This is a genomic window from Streptomyces oryzae, from assembly GCF_017676365.1.
Taxonomy (GTDB): domain Bacteria; phylum Actinomycetota; class Actinomycetes; order Streptomycetales; family Streptomycetaceae; genus Streptomyces; species Streptomyces oryzae.
The window spans coordinates 1-20424 of the sequence record NZ_JADKMA010000139.1 but is presented as its reverse complement, the minus strand read 5'-3'; the positions used below and the strand labels follow the sequence as shown (position 1 = coordinate 20424).

Sequence of the window (20424 nt, the reverse complement as noted above, 5' to 3'; positions counted from 1 at the left end):
GCGGAGGGGGATCCGAGGCGGAGGTCGAACGGATGGGCGGCGAGTTCGAGGGCATGGCCGCGCTGGTCACCGGTGCCGCCTCCGGTATCGGGCTGGCGGTGGCCCGCCGGCTCGCACAGGCGGGCGCCTCGGTCCTCGTCGCGGACTACGACGAGGACGGTGCGCAGCTGGCGGCCGGCGAACTGGAGACCGCGGGCGCGCGCGCCGAGGCGCTGGTCGTCGACGTCACAGACCCGGACTCGGTACGCGAAGCCGTACGGTTCACCACCGAGACCTTCGGCTCGCTCGATCTGGCGGTGAACAACGCGGGGGTGGGCGGCCCTTCGATGCCCACCGGCGAGTACGAGGTCACCGCCTGGGACCGGATCATCGCCACCAACCTCAGCGGCGTCTTCTACGGGCTGCGGTACCAGCTGCCCGTGATGTGCGCGGCGGGACGGGGCGCGATCGTCAACATGTCCTCGATCCTGGGCACCAACGGCTTCGCGGGCAGCCCCGCCTATGTGGCCGCCAAGCACGGCATCCTCGGCCTCACCAAGACGGCAGCGCTCGAATACGCCGACAAGGGGATACGGATCAACGCCGTCGGCCCCGGCTTCATCGACACGCCGCTGCTGCGGGAGACGGACAACCCGATGCGCGAACGCCTGGTGTCCCTGCACCCGCAGGGCCGCCTGGGCAGGGCGGAGGAGGTGGCGGAGCTGACGGCTTTCCTCCTCTCGGACCGCGCCTCCTTCATCCAGGGCAGCTACCACCTGGTGGACGGCGGATACGCGGCCCAGTAGCCGCTCCCGCACCGGCCGGGCTCACACCGGCCCCAGGCCCGCCTCCGTGAGGTGGCGGCCCACTTCGGTGCGCTCCTGGTCGGACAGCGGGCGCATGGGCAGCGGGGTGGTGGCCGTGGCGATGACGCCGCGCCGGCACAGGGCCTCCTTGAAGGCGCCGATGGCCGCCGAGTAGGTGCCGATCCGGGCGGGGTCGCCCACCCGGGTCAGCGCGAACAGCCGCCGCAGCCGGGCCTGTTCGGCTACTGCTTCCTTTACGTCGCCGCGCCGTGCCGCCCAGTGCAGGGCGACGTAGCCGTGCGGGTCGACGTTGCCGAGGCCCGGCACGATGCCGTCGGCGCCCAGTGCGAGGCCGGTGTCGGCCATCGTCTCGGAGCCGGTGAGCACCGCGAAACCGGCTGCGCGTGCGCCGTTGGCCTCGGTGAGTTCGAGCAGGGTGCGCAGTTCGTCGAGGTCGCCGCTGCTGTCCTTGAGGCCGGCGAGCACCCCGTCCCCGGCCAGCCCGGCCGCGACCTGTGCGGGCAGCTTGCGCTGTACGTTGCCGGGGATGTCGTAGGCCCACAGGGGCAGTTCGACGGCGTCGCGCACCGCGCGGAAGTGATCGGCCATCTCGCCGGGATGGGTGGGCGAGTAGAACGGCACGGTGGCCACGACGGCGTCGGCGCCCGCGTCCCGCGCGGCACGGGCCTGCGCGATGACCCGGTTGGTGGTCATGTCGACGGCGCCCGCGAGCACCGGCACGGAGCCACCGGCCACCCGCCGTACGACGCGCAGCGCCGCCAGCCGCAACGCGTCGGTGTGGTAGGCGAGTTCGCCGGTCGACCCGTTGACGAACAGCCCGTCGACCCCGGCGTCCAGCAGAAACCCGCACAGCCGCTCCAGCGAGCCCACGTCCAGTTCGCGGTCCTCGGTCAGCGGCGTGCACAGCGGCGGAATCACTCCGCCGAGGGCCCTGCTGTCGGGTGTGACGGGTCCGGATGAGGGGTGGTCGTTCATCGGGTGGGTGTCTCCTCGGACGGGTTCGGCAGAATTCTTCCCGCCATCGCGTTCTGCACCCGCAGCGGTGCGTCGAGAGCGATCAGCACGATCACCACCAGCGTGAGCGAGAACGTCAGCCAGGCGAGGGAGGGCCCCAGGCTGTGTCCGCCCGCCAGCGAGGCGCCCAGCACGGGGGCCACCGCGCCGCCGAGCGAGCCCACGTTGTAGGTGAAGCCAAGTCCGGCCGCGCGCTCCGTGGTGTCGAAGTAGCCGCCGATCAGCTTCGGCAGCAGGCCGGAGATGCCCTGCGCGAACATCTGCTGGAAGAACAGCAGCAGCGCGAGCCACACCGTCTGACCGCGGTCCATGGCGAAGACCGGCAGCACGAAGAGCACCGAAACACACAGCGAGGCCACATAGGTGCGCCGGGTGCCCCAGCGGTCGCCGAGGAACCCCACCAGCACACAGCCGGCCACGTTCCCGAACCCGGCGAAGAACAGCATGTCGCTGACGGTTCCCGGGGAGAAGTCCAGGTCCTTCTTCAGATAGGTCGGCAGCAGCGCCTGGATGGGCCAGGAGTAGAGGAACGCGCAGAACACGGTGAGCATCAGCGTCACCATCATCGGCGTACGCCACCGCGCGAACTGCCCGGCGAACAGCACGAATCCGGCGGCGGCGAGCAGCACCAGCGGCCAGGTGAAGCCCTCGGCGCGCTCGGTGAACAGCAGGAACAGGCTCAGTCCCACGACGACCGTGACAGCGTGGTTCAGTACGGCGAAGCGGCCCCGGTAGAGGATCGTGACGAAGTCCCGCCGCGCGCCCGGCGCGTCGGCCCCGCCGGTCTTCTCCGCGGCCGTGGCCCGTGCCTGCTCCCAGTCGTGGGACTCCTTCAGCCCGCGCCGCATCCACAGGGCGAGCGCGATGGGGACGACTCCGAGGAAGAACATCGCCCGCCAGCCCCAGGCGGGCACCACGAAGCGGTAGAGCTGCCCCGCGATGATGGCCCCGACCGCGTACCCGGAGATGAGCAGCGCGCTGGCGCGGTTGCGGGCAGCGGCGGGCCAGCTCTCGATGACGTAGGTGGCGCTCGCCGAGTACTCCCCCGCCATGCCGAGGCCGAGCAGCAGCCGCGCGGCGAACATCGACCAGTAGCCCCAGGAGAGCCCGCAGGCCAGCGAACCGGCCGAGTACAGCAGGATGCTGAGGATCATCGCGGGTTTGCGCCCGTATCTGTCACCTACCGCACCGATGGCCAGGCCGCCGAACCACCGTGAGATGAAGGCGGCGGAGACGAGCGTCGCCGCGGTGACGGTCGACAGGTCGAAGGCGTCGGCGACTTCCGTCAGTACGAGGGTGATGAGGACGAAGTCGAAGCCGTCCATGAGGTAGCCGAGCCAGGCGGCGAAGAGCGTCTTGCCGTCGTGTCTGGTCAGTCTGGCCATCGCGGAGCGCCCCCTCGGCCGCCGGAAAAGATCTGACGTAGGACATGGGATGTCCTGACGTGGCGGGACGCTACACGCGGCTGCCGGACCGGGACAAGGGGTCGGCCGGCCGTACGGAGCGGTGCGGAAGCCGTACGGAGCAAGGGAGTTGACCCGGCCGGGAGGGCCGCGGGCGGGGCTCAGCCGGTGGCGGCGAGCGCCGCCGCCTCCGCCTTTCTGGTCCGCCACAGCTGCGCACCCACACCGGACGCGAGCACCACCACGCAGCCGGAGAAGACCAGCCCCGCGTCGCGCAGCCCGAGCCCGGTGCTCAGCGCCCCGACCCCGACGACCGGCAGCGAGATGCCCAGATAGGCGACGACGAACAGCGCGGAGATGGTGCCGCCCCGGTGCGCCTCGGGCGCCCGTGCGCTGACCGCCGCCATGGCCGACCGGAAGGCCAGCCCCTGCCCGACACCCCCGGTGACCGCACCCGTGACCAGCAGCGGCAACGAGCTGAGCAGCAACGACAGTCCGACCTGCGCCATTCCGGCGACCAGCCCGAGACAGCCCAGCGGCAGCGCCACCGGGGTACCGATCCGGCCCGTCAGCGACTGGCCGAGCAGCGAGGCGCAGAAGACGGAGAAGACGACGGCGCCGGAGGCCGCCAGATTGCCGATGTGCAGCGTTCCGGACATGAAGCCGGGCGAGACCGCGGTGAACAGCCCGAAGACGGCGAACCCGGTGAAGCAGGCCAGCCCGGCGGGCACGAACACCGGCCGTACCTCGCGCGGCACTTCCATCCCGCGCGGCCGCAGCCGAGGCCGCGGGCTGGGCCGGCGCACGGTCTCCGGCAGCGCGAGCGTCAGCGCGAACCCGACGGCCAGCAGGGCCAGATGGGTCACGAACGGCAGGACGAGCGGGCGCGGCGCGTACTGCGCGAGCAGACCGGCCAGCAGCGGTCCGCAGCCGAGCCCGCCCATGTTCGCCGCGGTCGCTGCGAAGCCCCGGCTGCCGCTGGGCGCCAGCTCCAGGACGGCGGCGGTCGCCGCTCCGCTGAAGAGCCCGGCCGCGAACCCGGACAGCAGCCGCCCGGAGAACAGCAGCGGCAGCCCGCCCTCCAGCAGAAAGCACCCGGCACTGGCCGCCGAGAGGGCGAGCGCGGTGAACAGCACGGGCCGCCGCCCCAGTTTGTCGGAGAAGTCACCGGCGACCAGCAGTGCAACGATCACGCCGACCGCGTAGACGGCGAAGACCACCGTCACCATCAGCTCACCGAAGCCGAGTTCCCGCCGGTAGAGCCCGTAGAGCGGGGTCGGCAGCGTGGTGCCCGCCATGCCGACGGCGAAGACGAAGGTCGCCGCCGCGTACCACAGCAGCCCGCGCGGGGACTCGTTGTCGTGTTCAGCGCTGTACGAGGTCACGGCTGCCGACCTTAGGAGATCGCTTCCGGCCCGCCCGCGGCCCCCTGCCTGCTACCCGGCCCAGGTGTAGCGGACCGCGCCGGCGATCCTGCCGTGCTCGGCCAGCGCGCCGTCGGCCACGAAGACCACCTCGGCCTCGGTGGACAGCGCCGACTCCACCGTCTCGTCCACGATGTCGTCGCGCACCTCGCCCGTCTCGTCACTCACCGCGTCCTCGGCGGCGGGCGTCAGATGACCGCCGGTCAGCCGCACCTTCTGCTGGTAGGGCTCCTCGACGACCAGCAGCGCCAGCCGGCCCTCCTGGGCCGCCCGCCACACCTCGTCGATCCCCGTGACGAACTCCTTGCGCCCGATCGCCTCACCGAGCCGGTGCAGCGCCTCGTCGGCCCGCTCCTGGAGCAGCTGGGCACGTGCGGGCGCGATGGCCTCGTGCACGACGGAGGCCCGCGCATTGGCCAGCCCGCCCTTGGGCACGGTGGCCAGCGCGTTGCGGGCCGCGTGCGTGCCCACATCGGCCAGCGCCGTCAGCCCGTGCTGCAGCCCGGCGAGGAGCAGGGGGCGCGGCTCGGCCTCCAGCACCTTGGCGAGGCTCGCGTCCACGTCCCGCAGGTGCTGCAGCTCCGCCTCGTCCCGGTAGCCCGTGGTGAAAACGCCGGTGCGGGAGGCCCGCTCCCGCTCGGAGACGATGGGCTCGTGCTCCATGGGAAAACCGAAGCGGTGCTCCTCGGTGAGCTGTTCGCCGGCGCCGCTCCACAGCCTGGCCTTCTCCTCGTCGAAGGTGAGCACCCAGTACGGGCGGTTCTGGGCGCGGGCCGCGACGAGGTTGCGGGTGAGGAACGTGTCGTTGATGACGATGCGTTCGGTGTCGGCACGCCGGGTCAGCTGCCAGAACTGGTGCTCACCCTGCGCGGCGAAGACGACCAGCGTGTCGAGCGCGTACATCAGGTCCAGCTCGTTCTCGGCCTGCTCCAGCTGTTTGACCACGTCTGCCCGCACCGACGCCGGGACCTGCGGGTCCTCGGCGAGCCGCCGCCCGGTCTCGGCGATGAGATTGCGCAGCCGCACCGGGTCCTGCAGCTTGTCCGGCTTGGTGCGGTGGGTGGGGAGCACCAGGGTGACCGCGGGGTAGGGGCGCGGCTTCCGCAGATTGGCGAGGACCTCGTTGGTCAGGTCGTTGGTGCGCATCCGTACCTCGTTCCGGAAGGGGACGACGACCGCGCCCTCCAGCATCCCGCCGCTGCCCGCGCTCCGCACCTCGGAGCCCTCCCGCGGGGCGGCCCACCAGGCGGGATGCCGCGCCGGGGGTGCGGACGTAACCTGGATGGGGCGCCCTGCAAGCGGGGGAAGGAGCGACTTGTGAAGTCTGATACTCACCCCGACTACCGCGAGGTGGTCTTCCGTGACCGGGCGGCCGGTTTCGCGTTCCTGACGCGTTCGACGGCCACCAGCGACACCACGATCGAGTGGGACGACGGGCGCGTCTATCCCGTCGTCGACGTGGAGATCTCCTCCGAGAGCCACCCATTCCACACCGGAAAGGCGCGAGTCGTGGACTCCGAAGGCCGGATCGCCAGGTTCCGCCACCGCTACGAGGGGACGACGCCGGACAACATCCTGCACGCCGCCCCCGACAGCGAGCCCACCCCCGAGGACCTCGTCCTCGCCACCGGCCGCGATCTGTCGGAGGAGAACCTCCGGTGGGCCCGCGAGCGCATCGCGGCGGAGGGCAGGGCAGCGCTGGACCGGCGGTTGCCGTAGCCCGGACATCCGGGCTACGCGCCCGGACCCGGCAAGGGGCCGCGGTCAGTAGCCCACGGTGAAGCGTTCCCTCACGTGCCGGGGGCTCTCGATCTCGTCCAGCACGGCGACGGCATAGTCCTCCATGGAGATATGGCTCTCGCCGTTCTCGTCGGCAACGAGCTCGTCCTTGCCGACGCGGTAGGTCCCGGTGCGCGCGCCGGGCTCGATCATCGCGGCGGGGCTGATATTGGTCCAGCGGATGTCCTGGACGCCGCGCAGGTAGGCGAGCGCGTCGCCGTGCGCGTGCATGATCTGGAGGATGGTGTCGGGCAGCCCCTCGGTGTCCCACACCCGGGACCCGTCGGGCTTGCGCAGCGACCCGGCGCCGCCGACGAACACCAGCGAGGGCGCACCGGCGCCGAGCGAGCGCAACCCGGTGACCAGCGCCTCCGCGGCGGGCCTGATGGTGGCCTGGTGGCCGGGCCCGTCCTTGCCGCCGACCGCGCTGACCACGACGTCGGCGTTCCCGCCGACGGCCGCTACGGACTCGGGCGAGAGCACATCGCCGGTGGTGACCGTGACGGCCTCCCTGGAGGCGACGAACTTGCTCGGGTCCCGGACGACGGCGACGACCTCGTGGCCGCGGTCCAGTGCCTCGCGGACGATCCTGCTGCCGATGTTGCCGTTGGCCCCGAAGACGGCGATGTTCGCCATGGTGGTACTCCTGTGCGCTGTACGGATGAGGGGTGGGGGTGTGCCGCAAGGACGACACCTCGAAGCTAACCGGGCAGCGGCGGCCCCGCGAGGTAAGGTCACGACCAGCCATGGTGAGAACCGGACACCCCGCCGCCTCCGCGTCCGCCGCGATCCCCGAGCTCCCGTACGCCCCGCCGCCGGGCGTCGCGACCACGGGCCTCGAGGTGATGACGCTGTCCGAGCTGCGCGACCGTGCGGCGCGCGGCGGCCAGCGGCTGGCGGACCCGCAGCGGCCGGGCTTCCACCAGCTCTTCGCCGTGGAGTCGGGAGCCCTGCGCCAGTCCGTCGACTTCACCGGGCACACCACCCCGGCCGGCGGCTGGCTGTGGGTACGCCCAGGACAGGTGCAGCAGTACGACGACGTGGCGGAAGCCGAGGGCACGCTGATCCTCTTTCAGCCCACCTTCCCCGATCCGGCGACAGCGGCGGCCGTCGGTCTGGACGAGGCGTCGGGCGCGGTCGCCCGGCACCCGTATGACGCGTACGCGCGTGCGGTGCGGATCGCCCTGGATCACCTGCGCTTCGAGTTCGCCGCCGAGCGCCGCCCGCCCGCGCAGAGCGCCCACACGGAGGTGCTGCGGCATCTGCTGGCGGTCCTGCTGCTGCGGCTGGTCCGGCTGGTGGAGCCGGAAGGCCAGGACGCGGAGGCGGCCGCTCCCTCGGAGACCTTCCGCCGGTTCCGCGCCGCTGTGGAGCAGGACTTCGCCCGCACCCGCCGGGTCGCCGACTACGCCCGCGCTCTCGGCTACTCTCCCCGCACCCTCTCGCGGGCCACCCGGGCCGCGGTCGGGCTGGGGGCCAAGGAGTTCGTGGACCGCCGCGTGGTACTGGAGGCCAAGCGCCTGCTGGCCCACACCGACCGCTCCGCAGCACGGATCGCCGCCGCTCTCGGCTTCGCGGACGCCACCAACTTCGCCAAGTTCTTCCACCAACGCGCCGGCACGGCCCCGGGTGCGTTCCGCGCGTCGGTACGTCGCTGAACGGTGCCCGGCATGGAGGGCTGCGCTTGCCCACCCTGCGCCCTGGGGGCACCCCACGCTAATCCGCCAACTTCAACTCCAACTCGGCCGTCAGCCGGATGTCGGCCACGCTGCGCCCGACGGCGAACCGGTGCGGGCCCGGACACGGGTGCCAGGTCAGCCGGGTCTCGTCCCAGGTCTGGACGGCGCGCAGGGGGACCGGCAGAGATGCCTCCGCCGCGTCCCCGGCCCCCGCTTCGACGACGGCGAAGGAAGCGAGCCGGCGATCCGGGCCCTCGGGCCCGAGATAGAGCTGGACGACCTCGCGCCCCGCGCGGTAACCGCTGTTGCGAACGCGGACGGTGATCTTAGCGACCGGCCGGTACGGGTCACCGTCACCGTCACTGTCACCGGCAACCCCGATCGCGGTGATGTTCATGAACTCGTACTCCCACCGGGTGTAGCCGAGCCCGTGCCCGAACCAGTAGGCGGGCTCGGCCTCACCGGCCCGCAGCCAGGCGCGGTAGCCGATGTACGGGCCTTCGGCGTACGGCAACTGGCCATCGCTGTCCGGCACCACTTGCCGGACCGGCAAGTGGTCCTCCGCGTCGGGCCAGGTGGTCGGCAGCCGGCCGCCCGGCTCCGCGGCACCCAGCAGCACATCGGCGACGGCCGCGCCGCCCGCCTCGCCCGGGAACCAGCACAGCAGCACGGCGGCCACGTCCTCGCGCCACGGCATCAGCACGGGAGCGCCCGCGTTGACCACCACGACGGTACGGGGGTTGGCCTGCGCGACGCGCGCGACCAATGCGTCCTGGCTACCCGGCAGGGCGAGGGTTTCCCGGTCGACGCCCTCGCTCTCGGACTCCTCCGTGGTGCCGACGAACACCACCGCGCAGTCGGCCTCGGCCGCCGACTGCGCGGCCCGCTCGATCAGCTCCTGCTCGGGAACGGCGGGCGGGCCGTAGCCGAGCTCGAAGGAGACCAGCCCGAACAGGCCGCCGACTCCATGCGCGGGGACGGAGTGCACCAGGCGGACGGGCAACGGGTCCTGTCCCGCCCGGGCATCCAGCAGGAAGGTCCGCTGCGGCGGGTTGAGAAACGCCGCGGCGGGGTCCTCGCTCTCGGCCTGGAGCTCCGCGTCGTACAGCACCCTCTCCCCCGCCTCCAGCCTGAAGTGGCCCACACCGCGCACCGCGAGCCGGTGGGTGCCGCTGGTGCCCGGCGTGAACTCGCCGACCAGCTCGACGCGGCCCAGATCCGGGAAGGGGATCCCGCCGGGCAGGCTCCCCATCCACCGCACGCTGCCGTCCCGCTGCTCCACTCGGGCGAGCTCGGCGTCGTCCAGCCCGTGGAGCACGGCCGTCAGCCGGAAACCGTCGGTCCCGGACGCCGGGGCCAGCAGCGAGCGGGGGTCGGGTCCCGGCTCGTAGGTCACCTCGGTTCCGGCGGGGACCGCGGCACGCAGCGCATCCAGCGGGGTGCTGACCTGCTCTGGAAAGACCTGCGAGCTGCCTCCGCCGCCGAACCGCGGCGCGGAGGCGTGCAGTCCGCTGACGGCGATCCGCCGCACGCCGCCTTCGGCGGACTCCGCGGACTCCGCGGGACCGCCCGGCTCCAGCGGGAGCACCGGCTCCCCCCGGTAGTCGTTCCGCAGCAGGACGAAGGAGCGCGCGGCCAGCTCGCGTACGGCGGCCGGCCCGTCGAGCGGTGCGGGCAGCGCGGAGTCGGGGACGGCGGGCGGCGCCCCGTCCAGTACGCCGACGCGGGCGGCGAGCAGCAGCACCCGGCGCGCGAGCACGTCCACCGTCTCCTCGGCCACCCGGCCCTCACGGACGGCGGCCACCAGGTGTTCGCCGTACGCGGTGTCCGGGCCCGGCATGGCCAGGTCGAGGCCGCCGCGTACGCAGCCGAGGGTGGAGCGGGCGCCGATCCAGTCGGACACCAGCACGCCGTCGAAGCCCCATTCGCCGCGCAACACTCCGTTGTTGAGCACGTCGTGCTCGCTCATCGTCACGCCGTTGACGCTGTTGTACGCCGCCATCAGCAGCCAGGGCCCGGCAGTGCGCACGATGCGCTCGAACGGTTCCAGATACAGCTCGCGCAGGGTGCGCCCGTCGGCGCGTACATCGACCGAGAAGCGGTCGGTCTCCGCGTCGTTGGCCACGTAGTGCTTGGGGGTCGCGGCGACGCCGGCTTCCTGGAGGCCGGCCACGAGTGCCGCACCCAGGACGCCGGTCAGCTGCGGGTCCTCGGAGTACGCCTCGAAGTGCCGCCCGGCGTAGGGGGTGCGGTGCAGGTTGACGGTGGGGGCCAGCACCGCGTGGGCGCCCTTGCGGCGGGCCTCCTGTGCGAGCAGCAGTCCGGCGGTGCGGGCCGCTTCGGTGTCCCAGGTCGCGCCGATCGCGGTGGGCGACGGCAGCGCGAGGCTGGGGTCCTCGGGCGTCCAGCTCTCGCCGCGCACCCCGGCAGGACCGTCCGAGAGGACGAGCCTCCCGAAGACCCCCGCCGACCCGGCATCGACCGGACCGACCGACCACATGTCCGCGCCCCCGAGCAGCGCCACCTTCGACGGCAGGCCGAGCGCGGCGAGCGCGGCCTCGACGGTGGCGGCGCGCTGGGCTTCGGGATCCCGGGGGCCTCGGTCCATCCGGCTCACATCGCTCAGGTCGCTCTTATCGATCACTGGTTGCCAGCCTCTCAGATCCGGTGCTCCCCGGCCCTGTGAAAGCAGTCGGAGTCGTCACGATGCAGGAGGGGCGGGCAGCCGCGCGGACCGTATCGCACAGCCGGCCGGCCAGCCCCCTCGTCACGACAACGGAAATCATGAAGAAAATGCAGGTCACAGCGGCATTATCGGTTTTGACAACGGTCACCGGTGCAGTCTTTGCAACCTCGGGCCGCAGTGGGTTTCACTGCACTCAGCCCGGCACAACGAGGGGCGAAGGGTCACCGATGGGGAGGACCGAGTGGACGCGAGGGACAAGCACGACGGCGCGCGACCGGGCCACGGGCACGGCCCTGGCCAGGGCCAGGGGCACGGGCACGCCGGGCACACGCACGGCGTCTCGGCCGACGCCGACCGCCGCTGGCTGTCGCTGGCGCTCGCGCTGATCGTCGCGTTCATCGCCGTCGAGGCGGGCATCGCCGTGGTGGCGGGCTCGCTCGCCCTGCTGTCGGACGCGGCGCACATGCTGACGGACGCCGTCTCGATCGTGCTGGCGCTGGTGGCGATGCGGCTGTCGGCGCGGCCGGCGCGCGGCGGCTACACCTTCGGGCTGAAGCGGGCGGAGATCCTGTCGGCCCACGCCAACGGCCTCACGCTGCTGCTCGCCGCCGTCTGGCTGGGCTACGAAGCCGTCCGCAGGCTGTTCCACCCGCCCGAGGTGACAGGCTGGATGGTGGTGACCACGGCGCTGGTCGGCATCGTGGTGAACCTGCTGGCCACCTGGTGCCTGTCGCGGGCGAACCGCTCCTCGCTCAATGTCGAGGGCGCCTACCAGCACATCCTCAACGACCTGTTCGCCTTCATCGGCACAGCTGTGGCCGGTCTCGTCGTCCTGGTCACCGGCTACGCGCGGGCCGACGCCATCGCCACGCTGCTCGTCGTCGCGCTGATGCTGAAGGCGGGCTACGGACTGCTGCGCGACTCGGGCCGCATCTTCCTGGAGGCGGCGCCCGTCGGTCTCGACCCGGACGAGGTGGGCGACGAACTGGCCGCTGCCGAGTCGGTGACCGAGGTGCACGACCTGCACATCTGGACGATCACCTCGGGCGAGCCCGCGCTGTCGGCGCATGTGCTGGTGGAGCCGGGCGGGGACTGTCACCGCGTCCGCCGCGACCTGGACCGCATACTGGCCGAGCGGCACGGGCTGACGCACACCACCCTGCAGATCGACCACGCCGAGCGGCTGCCGGCCGGCGCTCACGCGCTGTCCGCGGCTCCGGCCTCCGCCGGGCACTGCGCGACCCCGCACGGCCCCGTGCACCACGACGGACCGCACGAGCACTGAGCGCGGCCGGGGAGAGGGGCCGTTCGGCCCTGCTGGGCAGGGCCGGTGTGGGGCACTCTGAAGACGGTCCCCGGGCGTCTCCCCGTCAGACGCCCGGGCCAGTGCCACCGCTGGGCAGCCGCCCGCGGCCTGTGGGGGGTCCGCGGGCGGCATCAGCGGCCCGACCCCTCGGCGGGCCGCCCCGGCAGGGCACCTCGCACGGGCGACGGCGATCCGAAGCAGGGGGGCCACCCGGATCGCCGCCGCCCGCCGACGTCGAATTGCGCCCCGAAAAGTCGCGCCCCAAAGGTGCGCGGGGAACTGCGCGACCAGCCACAACAAGCCCGCAGCCCGCACACATCAGCAAGGGGCACCCCCTCCGCGCCGCAGGCGCCAATGCCGAGACCATTGATTTCTCCTTACGCCCGAGTAAGTTGACTCCCCCGTCACCAAGCGCGCGAGGCGCAACAGCGCGCGCTAGGCGCGAACAGGAGCTGAAAAATGGGCGTGTGGAAAGACCTCAGGACAGCGAAACGCCACAGCGGCCTGGCGTCCCGCGCCCCGGTGAAGGTGATCAAGGAGAACGGCACCGTACGCGAGGCACGTGCCGAACCCCTGGTCCCACCCGTCACCTCCGGCAGCCTCGCCGACCTCCCGTTCACCAACGCCGAAGCCGCACCCGACGCGGTGGTCCTCCGCCGCAAAGTCGGTGACACGTGGCTGCCGGTGTCCGCCGCCGCCTTCGCCCGCGAGGTCTCCGACGCCGCGAAGGGGCTGATCGCGGCCGGGCTCGCTCCCGGGGACCGGGTCGGCCTGATGTGCCGTACGCGCTACGAGTGGTGTGTGCTGGACTTCGCCGTCTGGGCGGCCGGCGGCCAGACCGTCCCCGTCTACGCCACCTCCTCCACCGAACAGATCGAGTGGATCCTGCGCGACTCGGGCGCTGCCTTCCTGTTCGTCGAGACGGCCGAGCGCGCCGCCACGGCCGAACCCGCGCTGGCGGCGCAGCCGCAGCGGCCGCGGCTGTGGCAGATCGACCCGGTGGCGGGCGCGCGGCCCGCGCTCGCCCAACTCGCCGACGACGGACGGCGGATACCCGAAGCGGAACTCACCGCGCGCCGTGCCGCGCTCGGCCCCGGCACCGTGGCGACCCTCTGCTACACCTCAGGCACCACAGGCAAGCCCAAGGGCTGTGTGCTCAGCCACGGCAATCTGCACGCCGAGGCCGCCAACACCGTCGAACTGCTGCACCCGGTCTTCAAAGAGGTCACCGGACAGACAGCATCGACCCTGCTCTTCCTGCCCCTCGCCCACATCCTGGGCCGCACCATCCAGATCGCCTGTCTGTACGCCCGGATCGAGTTCGGGCACTGTGCAAGCATCAAGCCCGACGAGCTCCGCCCCGAACTGCGCTCCTACCGCCCGACGTTCGTCGTCGGGGTGCCGTACCTCTTCGAGAAGATCCACGACACCGGGCGGGAGACGGCGGAGAAGCTGGGGCGCGGCTCCTCCTTCGACCGTGCCGACCGGATCGCGGTGCGCTTCGCGGAGGCGTATCTGCGCAAGTTCCTGGGCACGGGCAAGGGCCCCTCGCCGGGGCTGTATCTGGCCTGGGGGCTGTACGACCTGCTGGTCTACCGGCGTATCCGCAAGGAGTTGGGCGGCAGGCTGCGCTACGCCATCAGCGGCGGCTCGCCGCTGGACCGCCGCCTGAACCTGTTCTTCTGCGCGGCCGGCATCGTCATCTACGAGGGCTACGGGCTCACCGAGACAACGGCCGCCGCCACCGTCACACCGCCGCTCGGCCCGCGCCCCGGCACCGTCGGCCGCCCGGTGCCCGGCACGGCCGTACGGATCGCGGAGGACGGCGAGGTGCTGATCAAGGGCGGCATCGTCTTCGGCGCGTACCGCAACCGGCCCGAGAAGAGCGCCCAGGTGCTGTCCGACGGCTGGTTCGCCACCGGCGACCTCGGCGAGCTGGACGAGGACGGGTATCTGACCATCGTCGGCCGCAAGAAGGACCTCCTCATCACCAGCGGCGGCAAGAACGTCTCCCCCGCTCCGCTGGAGGACCGGCTGCGCAGTCGTCCACCGGTCGCCCAGTGCATGGTCGTCGGCGACGGCCGCCGCTATGTGAGCGCGCTCGTCACCCTCGATCCGGAGGCGGTCGCACACTGGCTCAGGGTGCGCAAGCGGCCCGCCGACACCCCGCTCGCCGAGCTGCGCGCGGATCCAGAGCTGGTCGCCGCGGTGCAGCGGGCGGTCGACTACGCCAACGAGGCGGTCTCCACGGCCGAGTCCATCCGCCGGTTCCGCATCGTCGCCGGCGAGTTCACCGAGGAGAACGGACTGCTGACCCCGTCCCTGAAGGTGAAGCGGCAGGCCGTGGCCGAGGCGTACGCGGCCGAGATCGACGCCCTCTACGGCGGGCGGAGTGCGCAGGAGTAGGGCGCCGCCCGTCGCGTTCTCCAGCCTCGCGGCCCGGCAGCAGCAGGGCCCGCTCGGCTCGCGCGGCGCCTGCTCGCGCCAATTCGCTCGTGCGAGTGGAGCGGCGCAGGGATACGACCGTTCACCGTCGGGCATCTACCCTCCGGAACCGGATGGTTGCTCTATGCGTTCGCTGGAGGGTGAATGACGGCCAGGACGCCTCCCAGGCATGTCGCTTGCATCATGGACGGCAACGGCCGCTGGGCCCAGCACCGCGGACTGGAGCGTACCCACGGCCATTTGGCCGCCCGCGATGCCCTCAATGCGGTCGTGGACGGCGCCTTGGAGGAGAAGGTCGAGTGGCTGACGCTCTTCGTCTTCTCCACGGAGAACTGGTCACGCCCGGAGGAAGAGGTCAGCTTCCTGGTGCGCTTCCTCTCCCAGTACGTCGTCGGCCGGGACATCCAGCGCATTCACCAGCGCGGGGTGCGGCTGCGCGTGCTGGGCGGTGCGGACCCCCGCATTCCCGCGGAGGTGATGGGCAGGCTGCACGAGGCCGAGGAAGCCACCCGCGGCAACAGCGCGCTTCAGCTGAGCCTGGCGTTCAACTACGGAGGCCGGCAGGACCTGTGTGAGGCCGCACGCGCCCTGGCCGCCCAGGGCACCCCGGCGGAGGAGATCACCCCCGAGACCTTCGCACAGCACATGCAGCTGCCCGAACTCCCCGATGTCGACCTGCTTCTGCGTACGGGCGGGGAGCACCGGCTGTCGAACTTCCTGCTGTGGCACTGCGCCTACGCCGAACTGGTCTTTCTCGACGTGCTGTGGCCCGACTTCCGCAGCTCGCACTTCCGGCACGCCCTGGAGCTGTATCACCAGCGCCGGCGCCGCTTCGGTGCCCTCGACCCGACGGACGCGGCCGACCACGCAGCCGACGCCGCCGCGGTGGGGGGCGACAGCCACGCCTCTCTCGATCCGGTCAGGAGGCGCACTCTCCCACCAGGTCCGGCCGCGTTGCTGGGCCTCCCCACGGCAATCGCCTCCCACCTGGGCACCACCCTGTGGGACGGTCTGCGGGAGACGGCCCGCTTCACCGTGCATCAGCTGACCACGGAGCCGGCAGAGCCCGGGCGTTCGAACCAGCCCTCATGACCGTGCCCGGTCCGCCGCTGCTGCGCTGTCTGCTGAACCAGGCCGCACCGTGGCAGCGCACCCTGCGCCTGGCCGGCATCCCCCAGGGCCGGCTGCGCGACGACTACACCGCGGCAGCGCATGTGGCAGCCCGCCGGTACCCGGCTCTCTATCCCCCGGGGCGCCTGCTGAGCCCGATGGCCTGGCAGCCCCACTTGTTCGCTGTGGGCGCCCTCATCATCCACGCCGACTGCCTGGCGGATGTGCCGGTGCACCGGTACGAGCCCGCGGTGTTCCACACCTGGGCCGGGCAGGTCCGGCAGGGGCTGGCCACCGGCCGCGCCGAACAGCCCTTCCTGCGGGCCTTTCTGCACACCGCGCGCGTACAGCCCCTCGACCCTGCCGATGTCCACGACTACCTGGCGGGGCAGCTGGCCCGCCTGGGGGTGCGGGGCTACGCCACCGAGCAGGACAAGCACGACAACACCGACCGCAGCAACATGCCGTCCGCCCGCATTCTGCTCGCCGCATGCCGCATCCCGCGGCACTCCCGCAACGAGACCGCGTCGCGGCTGGCCTTCGACGCCGCGCAGCGCTGGGACGATCTCGCCGACCTGGCCGAGGACCTGCGACGCGGCCTGCTCACCATCCCCGAAACCGACCTGCTGCGGTTCGACGTCACCCGCACCGACCTGGAAGCCGGGCGTGACACCCCCGCCGTCCGGGCTCTCCTCGCCCACGAGTGCGGCAAGGCGCGCGCCGCCTTTCACACCGCTCAGGCAGCGCTGGACGACGCCGATCAGGGTGTCCAGTTCCTCTACCGACCCGTTCTGATGCTCCTCCACCAGGGAGTGCGGGGCCTCGAACAGCGCGGCGCCGCACTGCTCCGCCCCAGCTCGCGCTGGCACTTCCGGCTCTCACCGACCCGGCTGGCCGGTGACACCCTCCGTACCCTCCACCACCGCCTCCGCCTCGGCTGACCCCACGACAGCGGGTCAGGCCATGGCGTCCATGGTCAGGTCATGGCGTCGATCCCGGTCAGCGCCCGGGCGATGAGCAGTTTCTGGACCTGGCTCGTGCCCTCGTAGAGGGTGAGCACGCGGGCGTCGCGCAGGTACCGGCCCGCCGGGTACTCGTCGATGTAGCCGTAACCGCCGAAGGTCTGCAGGCAGTTGTTGCTGACCTTCACCGCCGTCTCGCTCGCGTGGTATTTGGCGATCGACGCCTCGGTGGCGTACTGCTTCGGGGTGGCGCCCGCATCCGCCATCCGTGCCGCCTGGTAGGTGAGCAGCCGCGCGGCGCGGATCTCCACCTCCGACTCGGCCAGCAGCTCCTGCACCAGCTGGAAGGCGGCGACCGGCCTGCCGAACTGCCGGCGTTCGGTGGCGTACCGGACGGCGGCGTCCAGCGCTCCCTGCGCGAGCCCGACCGCTCCGGCCGCCACCGATATCCGGCCGCGGGAGAGCGTGCCCAGCGCGATCCCGAGCCCCTTGCCGACCTCGCCGAGGCGCGCGGAGTCGGGCACCCGGACGCCGTCATAGCCGAGTTCGGCGGTGGCCTGGCCGCGCAGGCCGAGCTTGCCGTGGACGGCGGTCGCGGTGAAGCCCGGCGAGTCGGTCGGGACGAGGAACGCGGTGATGCCCTCGTCGCCGGTGCGGGCGAAGGTGAGGGCCACATCGGCGACGGTGCCGTTGGTGATGAACATCTTGGCGCCGTCGATGACCCAGTGGTCGCCGTCCCGGCGGGCGCGGGTGCGCAGCGAGCCCGCGTCGGAGCCGGTCTCCGGCTCGGTCAGCCCGAAGCAGCCGAGGGACTCGCCCGTCGCCAGCCGTGGCAGCCACGCCTCCTTCTGCTCCTCGGTGCCGTGCGCGGCAATCGTCTTGGCGACCAGGCCGAGCGAGACGGAGACGATGCCGCGGACCGAGGAGTCGCCACGGCCCAGCTCTTCGGTGACCACCGCGTAGGACAGCATGTCGGCGGGCACCCCGCCGTATCCCTCAGGCAGCGTCAGGCCGAGGAACCCGAGCTCCCCCAGCCGCCTGGGGATCGCGGGGTCCACGGCTTCCGCACGGTCCCAGTCCCTGGCGTGCGGGGTCACCTCCTTCTCCACGAAGTCCCGCGCCAGCGCGCGGAAGTCCCGCTGCGTCTCGCTCAGTCCGAAATCACGCTGGTCCATCGTCTCCCTCTCGTCTCCTCAACGCCGGGATGCGGGCTCCCCCGGGCCTCATTCCGGCAGCCGCGGCATCGGCGTGCTCAACGGCAGGCCCAGGCTTGCCCGGTGGGTGAGCCACGGAGTCGGCCGGTGGCGGGGGTCCCCCGTTTCCGCCTGGAGGGCCCGCAACAGGGCGAGCATCCGGGCGGCGCCCACCGCGTCACCCCAGGCCAGCGGCCCGCGCGGATAGCCGAGGCCGAGGGTGACGGCCACGTCGATGTCGGCCGGCGCGGCAATGCCGCGCTCGGCGATGCCAGTTGCCACGTTCACGACCGACGCCAGCAGCCGCTGGGCGACCGAGCCCGCGGTGTCCCGTACGACGGACACCGCGTGCCCGTCCCGGGCGAGCACGGCGACGGCATCCCGTACGGCGTCGTCCCGCGTGGCGGGCGTCACCGCCAGCACCCGGCGCGGGGTTCCGAGCGACAGCGGGTCGACCCCCAACGTGCGCTCAGCGGGCAGCCCGTTCTCCACGACGGCGGCCGCGACCGAGGTGCCCCAGGTCGGCACCAGGACCAGCGCATCGTGCGGCGCGGCGTCCGCGGCGGCCAGATCGGCGAGTTCGTCGCCGGTGACGCGGACGGGACGCGCGGGGTCGCCGCCCTCGATCCGGGGTTCGGGGAGGGAGGGCCCGGCCTCGCCTTCGCCGTACCCGTAGAAGCCCCGCCGGGACTTGCGCCCGTACAGCCCGGCAGCGACCCGGTTGGCCGGCAGATAGGAGGGGCGCAGCCGGTCGGCGTGGCGGAAACCCTCCCAGACGGTGTCCATCACGGAGGCCGTCACGTCCAGGCCCGTCAGATCCATCAGTTCGAACGGCCCCATCCGCAGCCCGAGCACGTCGCGGGCGATCCGGTCGATCGCCGCGTGCCCCGCGACGGACTCCTCCAGCAGCGCGAACGCCTCGGTCACCAGCCCGCGTCCCGCGTGGTTGACGAGGAAGCCGGGGGTGTCGGCCACCGTGACCGGGCGGTGCCCCGACTCCGCGACGAGCGCGGTCAGCAGCTCGGGCACGTCCTCGCGGGTGGCGGCGCCGGGCACGACCTCGACGAGCTTCATCAGCGGCACGGGGTTGAAGAAGTGCAGTCCGGCCAGCCGTCCGGGGTCGGTGAGCCGGGCGCCGATCCGGGTGACGGACAGCGAGGAGGTGTTGGTGGCGAAGACGGTCTCCTCGGGCAGCACCCGCTCAAGACCGGTGAACAGCTCCGCCTTGACCTCCAGGTCCTCCAGCACCGCCTCGATCACCAGCTGTGGAGCCCCACCGTCCGCCGTGGCGCCGGACGCGGCGTCATGCGCGGCGTCGTACGGCGAGTCCAGCGGCACCAGTGCCGACGCGGCGCGGTCGGCGTCAGCACGGCTCATCCGGCCCTTGACCACCGCACGCTCCAGCATGGTGCGGACGAACGCGACCGCGTCGGCCACCGCCTCGGTCCGTGCGTCGGCGAGCTCGACCGTGTGTCCGGCCGTCACCGCCCACTGCGCGATACCCCGCCCCATGGTGCCGGCTCCGACCACCCTGATCCGCATGAACAGCTCCCTCTCCGCACTGCGCGCGGCCTACGCTTGCACCGACCATTGATCTGCGTCCAATACCAAATTAGAGTCTTTTTAAGACGAGCAACAGATCAGTGGCCTCTCCGGGCCGCCCCGCGAAGGACCGTCCCACCGAGACTTCTTGCGAAAGACCGCCCCTGCGAAAGAGAGCCCGCCGTGGAGTTGCGCTACCTCGCCGCGTTCGTCGCCGTGGCGGAGGAACTGCACTTCGGCCGCGCCGCCAAGCGGCTGCACATGGCTCAGCCGCCGCTCAGCCAGCAGATCCGCCAGCTGGAGAAGGAGCTGGGGGTGCAGCTGTTCGAGCGCAGCACCCGCTCGGTCCGGCTGACCGGCGCGGGCGAGTCCTTTCTGGCGCCGGTCCGCAAAGTGCTGGCCGACCTGGACGCGGCCACCCGGGTCGCCAAGGCTGCGGGACGCGGCGAGTTCGGCCGGGTGACCGTGGGGTTCGCCGGGGCCTCCAGCCACACCGCCCTTCCACTGCTGACCCGAGCCGTCCGCACCGCGCACCCCGGGATCGAGCTGGTGATGCAGGGCCAGAACTACGCGAACCGGGCCCTCGCCCGGGTCGCCGAGGGCTCCCTCGACCTCGGTTTCGTACGCCTGCCGGTGGCCAGGCACGGGGTCGAGACCCGGGTGATCGCCGAGGAGCAGCTGATCTGCGCGCTCGCCTCCGACCATCCGCTGGCCCGTCAGGAGCGGGTCGACGTCGCGGACCTGGCGGGCGAGCCGTTCGTCAGCTTCCCCGCGGACACCGGCTCCAGCCTGCGCGATGTGACGTTCCGGACCTGTGAACGCGCCGGGCACATCCCGCGCGTCGTGCAGGAGGCGCCCGACTCCTACACCATCCTCGCGCTGGTGGCGATGGGCGTCGGGGTCACCCTCACCCTCACCTCCTGCACCCACATCCAGCAGACGGGCCTGGTCTACCGTCCGCTCGCCGGGCCGCCCGTGGTGCTCCGCTCGGCGCTCGCCTGGCGCACGGACAACCCGTCCGCCGCGCTGCGCAGCGTGCTGGACGTGGCCCGGGAAGTCCTGCCCACCCCGCCCG

General features: G+C 72.3%; 15 protein-coding genes and 1 pseudogene. 8 read left to right on the top strand and 8 right to left on the bottom strand.

Annotation, left to right across the window (positions count from 1 at the left end; genetic code table 11):
• The first annotated feature begins 32 nt into the window (after positions 1–32).
• On the top strand, positions 33–785 hold the full coding sequence (locus ITI46_RS23740; protein WP_209241752.1) for an SDR family NAD(P)-dependent oxidoreductase: 753 nt from the start codon (positions 33–35) through the stop codon (positions 783–785).
• Positions 786–806: 21 nt separating this feature from the next.
• On the opposite strand, the gene ITI46_RS23735 is transcribed toward ITI46_RS23740, so the two are convergent.
• The 4 genes from ITI46_RS23735 to ITI46_RS23720 all read right to left on the bottom strand — a co-directional run bounded on the left by ITI46_RS23735 (position 807) and on the right by ITI46_RS23720 (position 5862).
• The gene (locus tag ITI46_RS23735; RefSeq protein WP_209241749.1) at positions 807–1781 is read right to left on the bottom strand and encodes a dihydrodipicolinate synthase family protein; all 975 of its coding nucleotides are present in this window, start codon (positions 1779–1781) and stop codon (positions 807–809) included.
• Entirely contained in the window at positions 1778–3205 is a 1428-nt protein-coding gene (locus tag ITI46_RS23730) for a sialate:H+ symport family MFS transporter (RefSeq protein ID WP_209241748.1), read from the bottom strand. The genes ITI46_RS23735 and ITI46_RS23730 overlap by 4 nt, the downstream gene beginning before the upstream one ends.
• Before the next feature lie 179 nt (positions 3206–3384).
• Positions 3385–4608, bottom strand: coding sequence for an MFS transporter (locus ITI46_RS23725; RefSeq protein WP_209241747.1), 1224 nt, complete (start codon positions 4606–4608; stop codon positions 3385–3387).
• Positions 4609–4659: 51 nt separating this feature from the next.
• Positions 4660–5862, bottom strand: coding sequence for a baeRF3 domain-containing protein (locus ITI46_RS23720; protein WP_307808296.1), 1203 nt, complete (start codon positions 5860–5862; stop codon positions 4660–4662).
• 102 nt (positions 5863–5964) lie between these two features.
• Here ITI46_RS23720 and ITI46_RS34985 point away from each other — a divergent pair.
• A pseudogene (locus tag ITI46_RS34985) lies at positions 5965–6210 on the top strand (type B 50S ribosomal protein L31); the annotation flags it as partial.
• A gap of 201 nt (positions 6211–6411) precedes the next feature.
• On the opposite strand, the gene ITI46_RS23710 reads toward ITI46_RS34985, so the two are convergent.
• Entirely contained in the window at positions 6412–7062 is a 651-nt protein-coding gene (locus tag ITI46_RS23710; protein WP_209241745.1) for an NAD(P)-dependent oxidoreductase, read from the bottom strand.
• A gap of 110 nt (positions 7063–7172) precedes the next feature.
• Here ITI46_RS23710 and ITI46_RS23705 point away from each other — a divergent pair, with 110 nt between their 5' ends.
• On the top strand, positions 7173–8084 hold the full coding sequence (locus tag ITI46_RS23705; RefSeq protein WP_209241744.1) for a helix-turn-helix domain-containing protein: 912 nt from the start codon (positions 7173–7175) through the stop codon (positions 8082–8084).
• A gap of 58 nt (positions 8085–8142) precedes the next feature.
• Here ITI46_RS23705 and ITI46_RS23700 read toward each other — a convergent pair whose 3' ends face one another.
• On the bottom strand, positions 8143–10749 hold the full coding sequence (locus tag ITI46_RS23700) for a glycoside hydrolase family 3 protein (protein ID WP_307808295.1): 2607 nt from the start codon (positions 10747–10749) through the stop codon (positions 8143–8145).
• 283 nt (positions 10750–11032) lie between these two features.
• Here ITI46_RS23700 and ITI46_RS23695 point away from each other — a divergent pair, with 283 nt between their 5' ends.
• The 4 genes from ITI46_RS23695 to ITI46_RS23680 all read left to right on the top strand — a co-directional run bounded on the left by ITI46_RS23695 (position 11033) and on the right by ITI46_RS23680 (position 16593).
• On the top strand, positions 11033–12076 hold the full coding sequence (locus ITI46_RS23695; protein ID WP_209241743.1) for a cation diffusion facilitator family transporter: 1044 nt from the start codon (positions 11033–11035) through the stop codon (positions 12074–12076).
• Positions 12077–12556: 480 nt separating this feature from the next.
• The gene (locus tag ITI46_RS23690; protein ID WP_209241742.1) at positions 12557–14503 is read left to right on the top strand and encodes an AMP-dependent synthetase/ligase; all 1947 of its coding nucleotides are present in this window, start codon (positions 12557–12559) and stop codon (positions 14501–14503) included.
• 183 nt (positions 14504–14686) lie between these two features.
• The gene (gene uppS / locus ITI46_RS23685) at positions 14687–15634 is read left to right on the top strand and encodes a polyprenyl diphosphate synthase (RefSeq protein WP_209241741.1); all 948 of its coding nucleotides are present in this window, start codon (positions 14687–14689) and stop codon (positions 15632–15634) included.
• Complete coding sequence (locus tag ITI46_RS23680; protein WP_209241740.1) at positions 15631–16593, top strand: squalene/phytoene synthase family protein; 963 nt, start codon at positions 15631–15633, stop codon at positions 16591–16593. The genes uppS and ITI46_RS23680 overlap by 4 nt, the downstream gene beginning before the upstream one ends.
• Before the next feature lie 35 nt (positions 16594–16628).
• Here ITI46_RS23680 and ITI46_RS23675 read toward each other — a convergent pair whose 3' ends face one another.
• Together ITI46_RS23675 and ITI46_RS23670 are read right to left on the bottom strand one after the other, a co-directional pair.
• Positions 16629–17789 (bottom strand): acyl-CoA dehydrogenase family protein, encoded by a 1161-nt coding sequence (locus tag ITI46_RS23675; RefSeq protein ID WP_209241739.1) that lies wholly within the window; start codon positions 17787–17789, stop codon positions 16629–16631.
• Positions 17790–17837: 48 nt separating this feature from the next.
• The gene (locus ITI46_RS23670) at positions 17838–19349 is read right to left on the bottom strand and encodes a 3-hydroxyacyl-CoA dehydrogenase (RefSeq protein WP_209241738.1); all 1512 of its coding nucleotides are present in this window, start codon (positions 19347–19349) and stop codon (positions 17838–17840) included.
• Between the two features lie 183 nt (positions 19350–19532).
• On the opposite strand from ITI46_RS23670, the gene ITI46_RS23665 reads away from it, so the two are divergent.
• A partial coding sequence (locus ITI46_RS23665; protein WP_209241737.1) for a LysR family transcriptional regulator occupies positions 19533–20424 on the top strand: 892 nt, incomplete at its 3' end.

Bases quoted from the DNA above. Each gene is read 5' to 3' on its own strand.
- ITI46_RS23735 (WP_209241749.1), bottom strand. From the start codon at position 1,781: ATGAACGACCACCCCTCATCCGGACCCGTCACACCCGACAGCAGGGCC.
- ITI46_RS23680 (WP_209241740.1), top strand. From the start codon at position 15,631: ATGACCGTGCCCGGTCCGCCGCTGCTGCGCTGTCTGCTGAACCAGGCC.
- uppS (WP_209241741.1), top strand. From the start codon at position 14,687: ATGACGGCCAGGACGCCTCCCAGGCATGTCGCTTGCATCATGGACGGC.
- ITI46_RS23710 (WP_209241745.1), bottom strand. From the start codon at position 7,062: ATGGCGAACATCGCCGTCTTCGGGGCCAACGGCAACATCGGCAGCAGG.
- ITI46_RS23705 (WP_209241744.1), top strand. From the start codon at position 7,173: ATGGTGAGAACCGGACACCCCGCCGCCTCCGCGTCCGCCGCGATCCCC.
- ITI46_RS23670 (WP_209241738.1), bottom strand. From the start codon at position 19,349: ATGCGGATCAGGGTGGTCGGAGCCGGCACCATGGGGCGGGGTATCGCG.
- ITI46_RS23675 (WP_209241739.1), bottom strand. From the start codon at position 17,789: ATGGACCAGCGTGATTTCGGACTGAGCGAGACGCAGCGGGACTTCCGC.
- ITI46_RS23690 (WP_209241742.1), top strand. From the start codon at position 12,557: ATGGGCGTGTGGAAAGACCTCAGGACAGCGAAACGCCACAGCGGCCTG.
- ITI46_RS23730 (WP_209241748.1), bottom strand. From the start codon at position 3,205: ATGGCCAGACTGACCAGACACGACGGCAAGACGCTCTTCGCCGCCTGG.
- ITI46_RS23740 (WP_209241752.1), top strand. From the start codon at position 33: ATGGGCGGCGAGTTCGAGGGCATGGCCGCGCTGGTCACCGGTGCCGCC.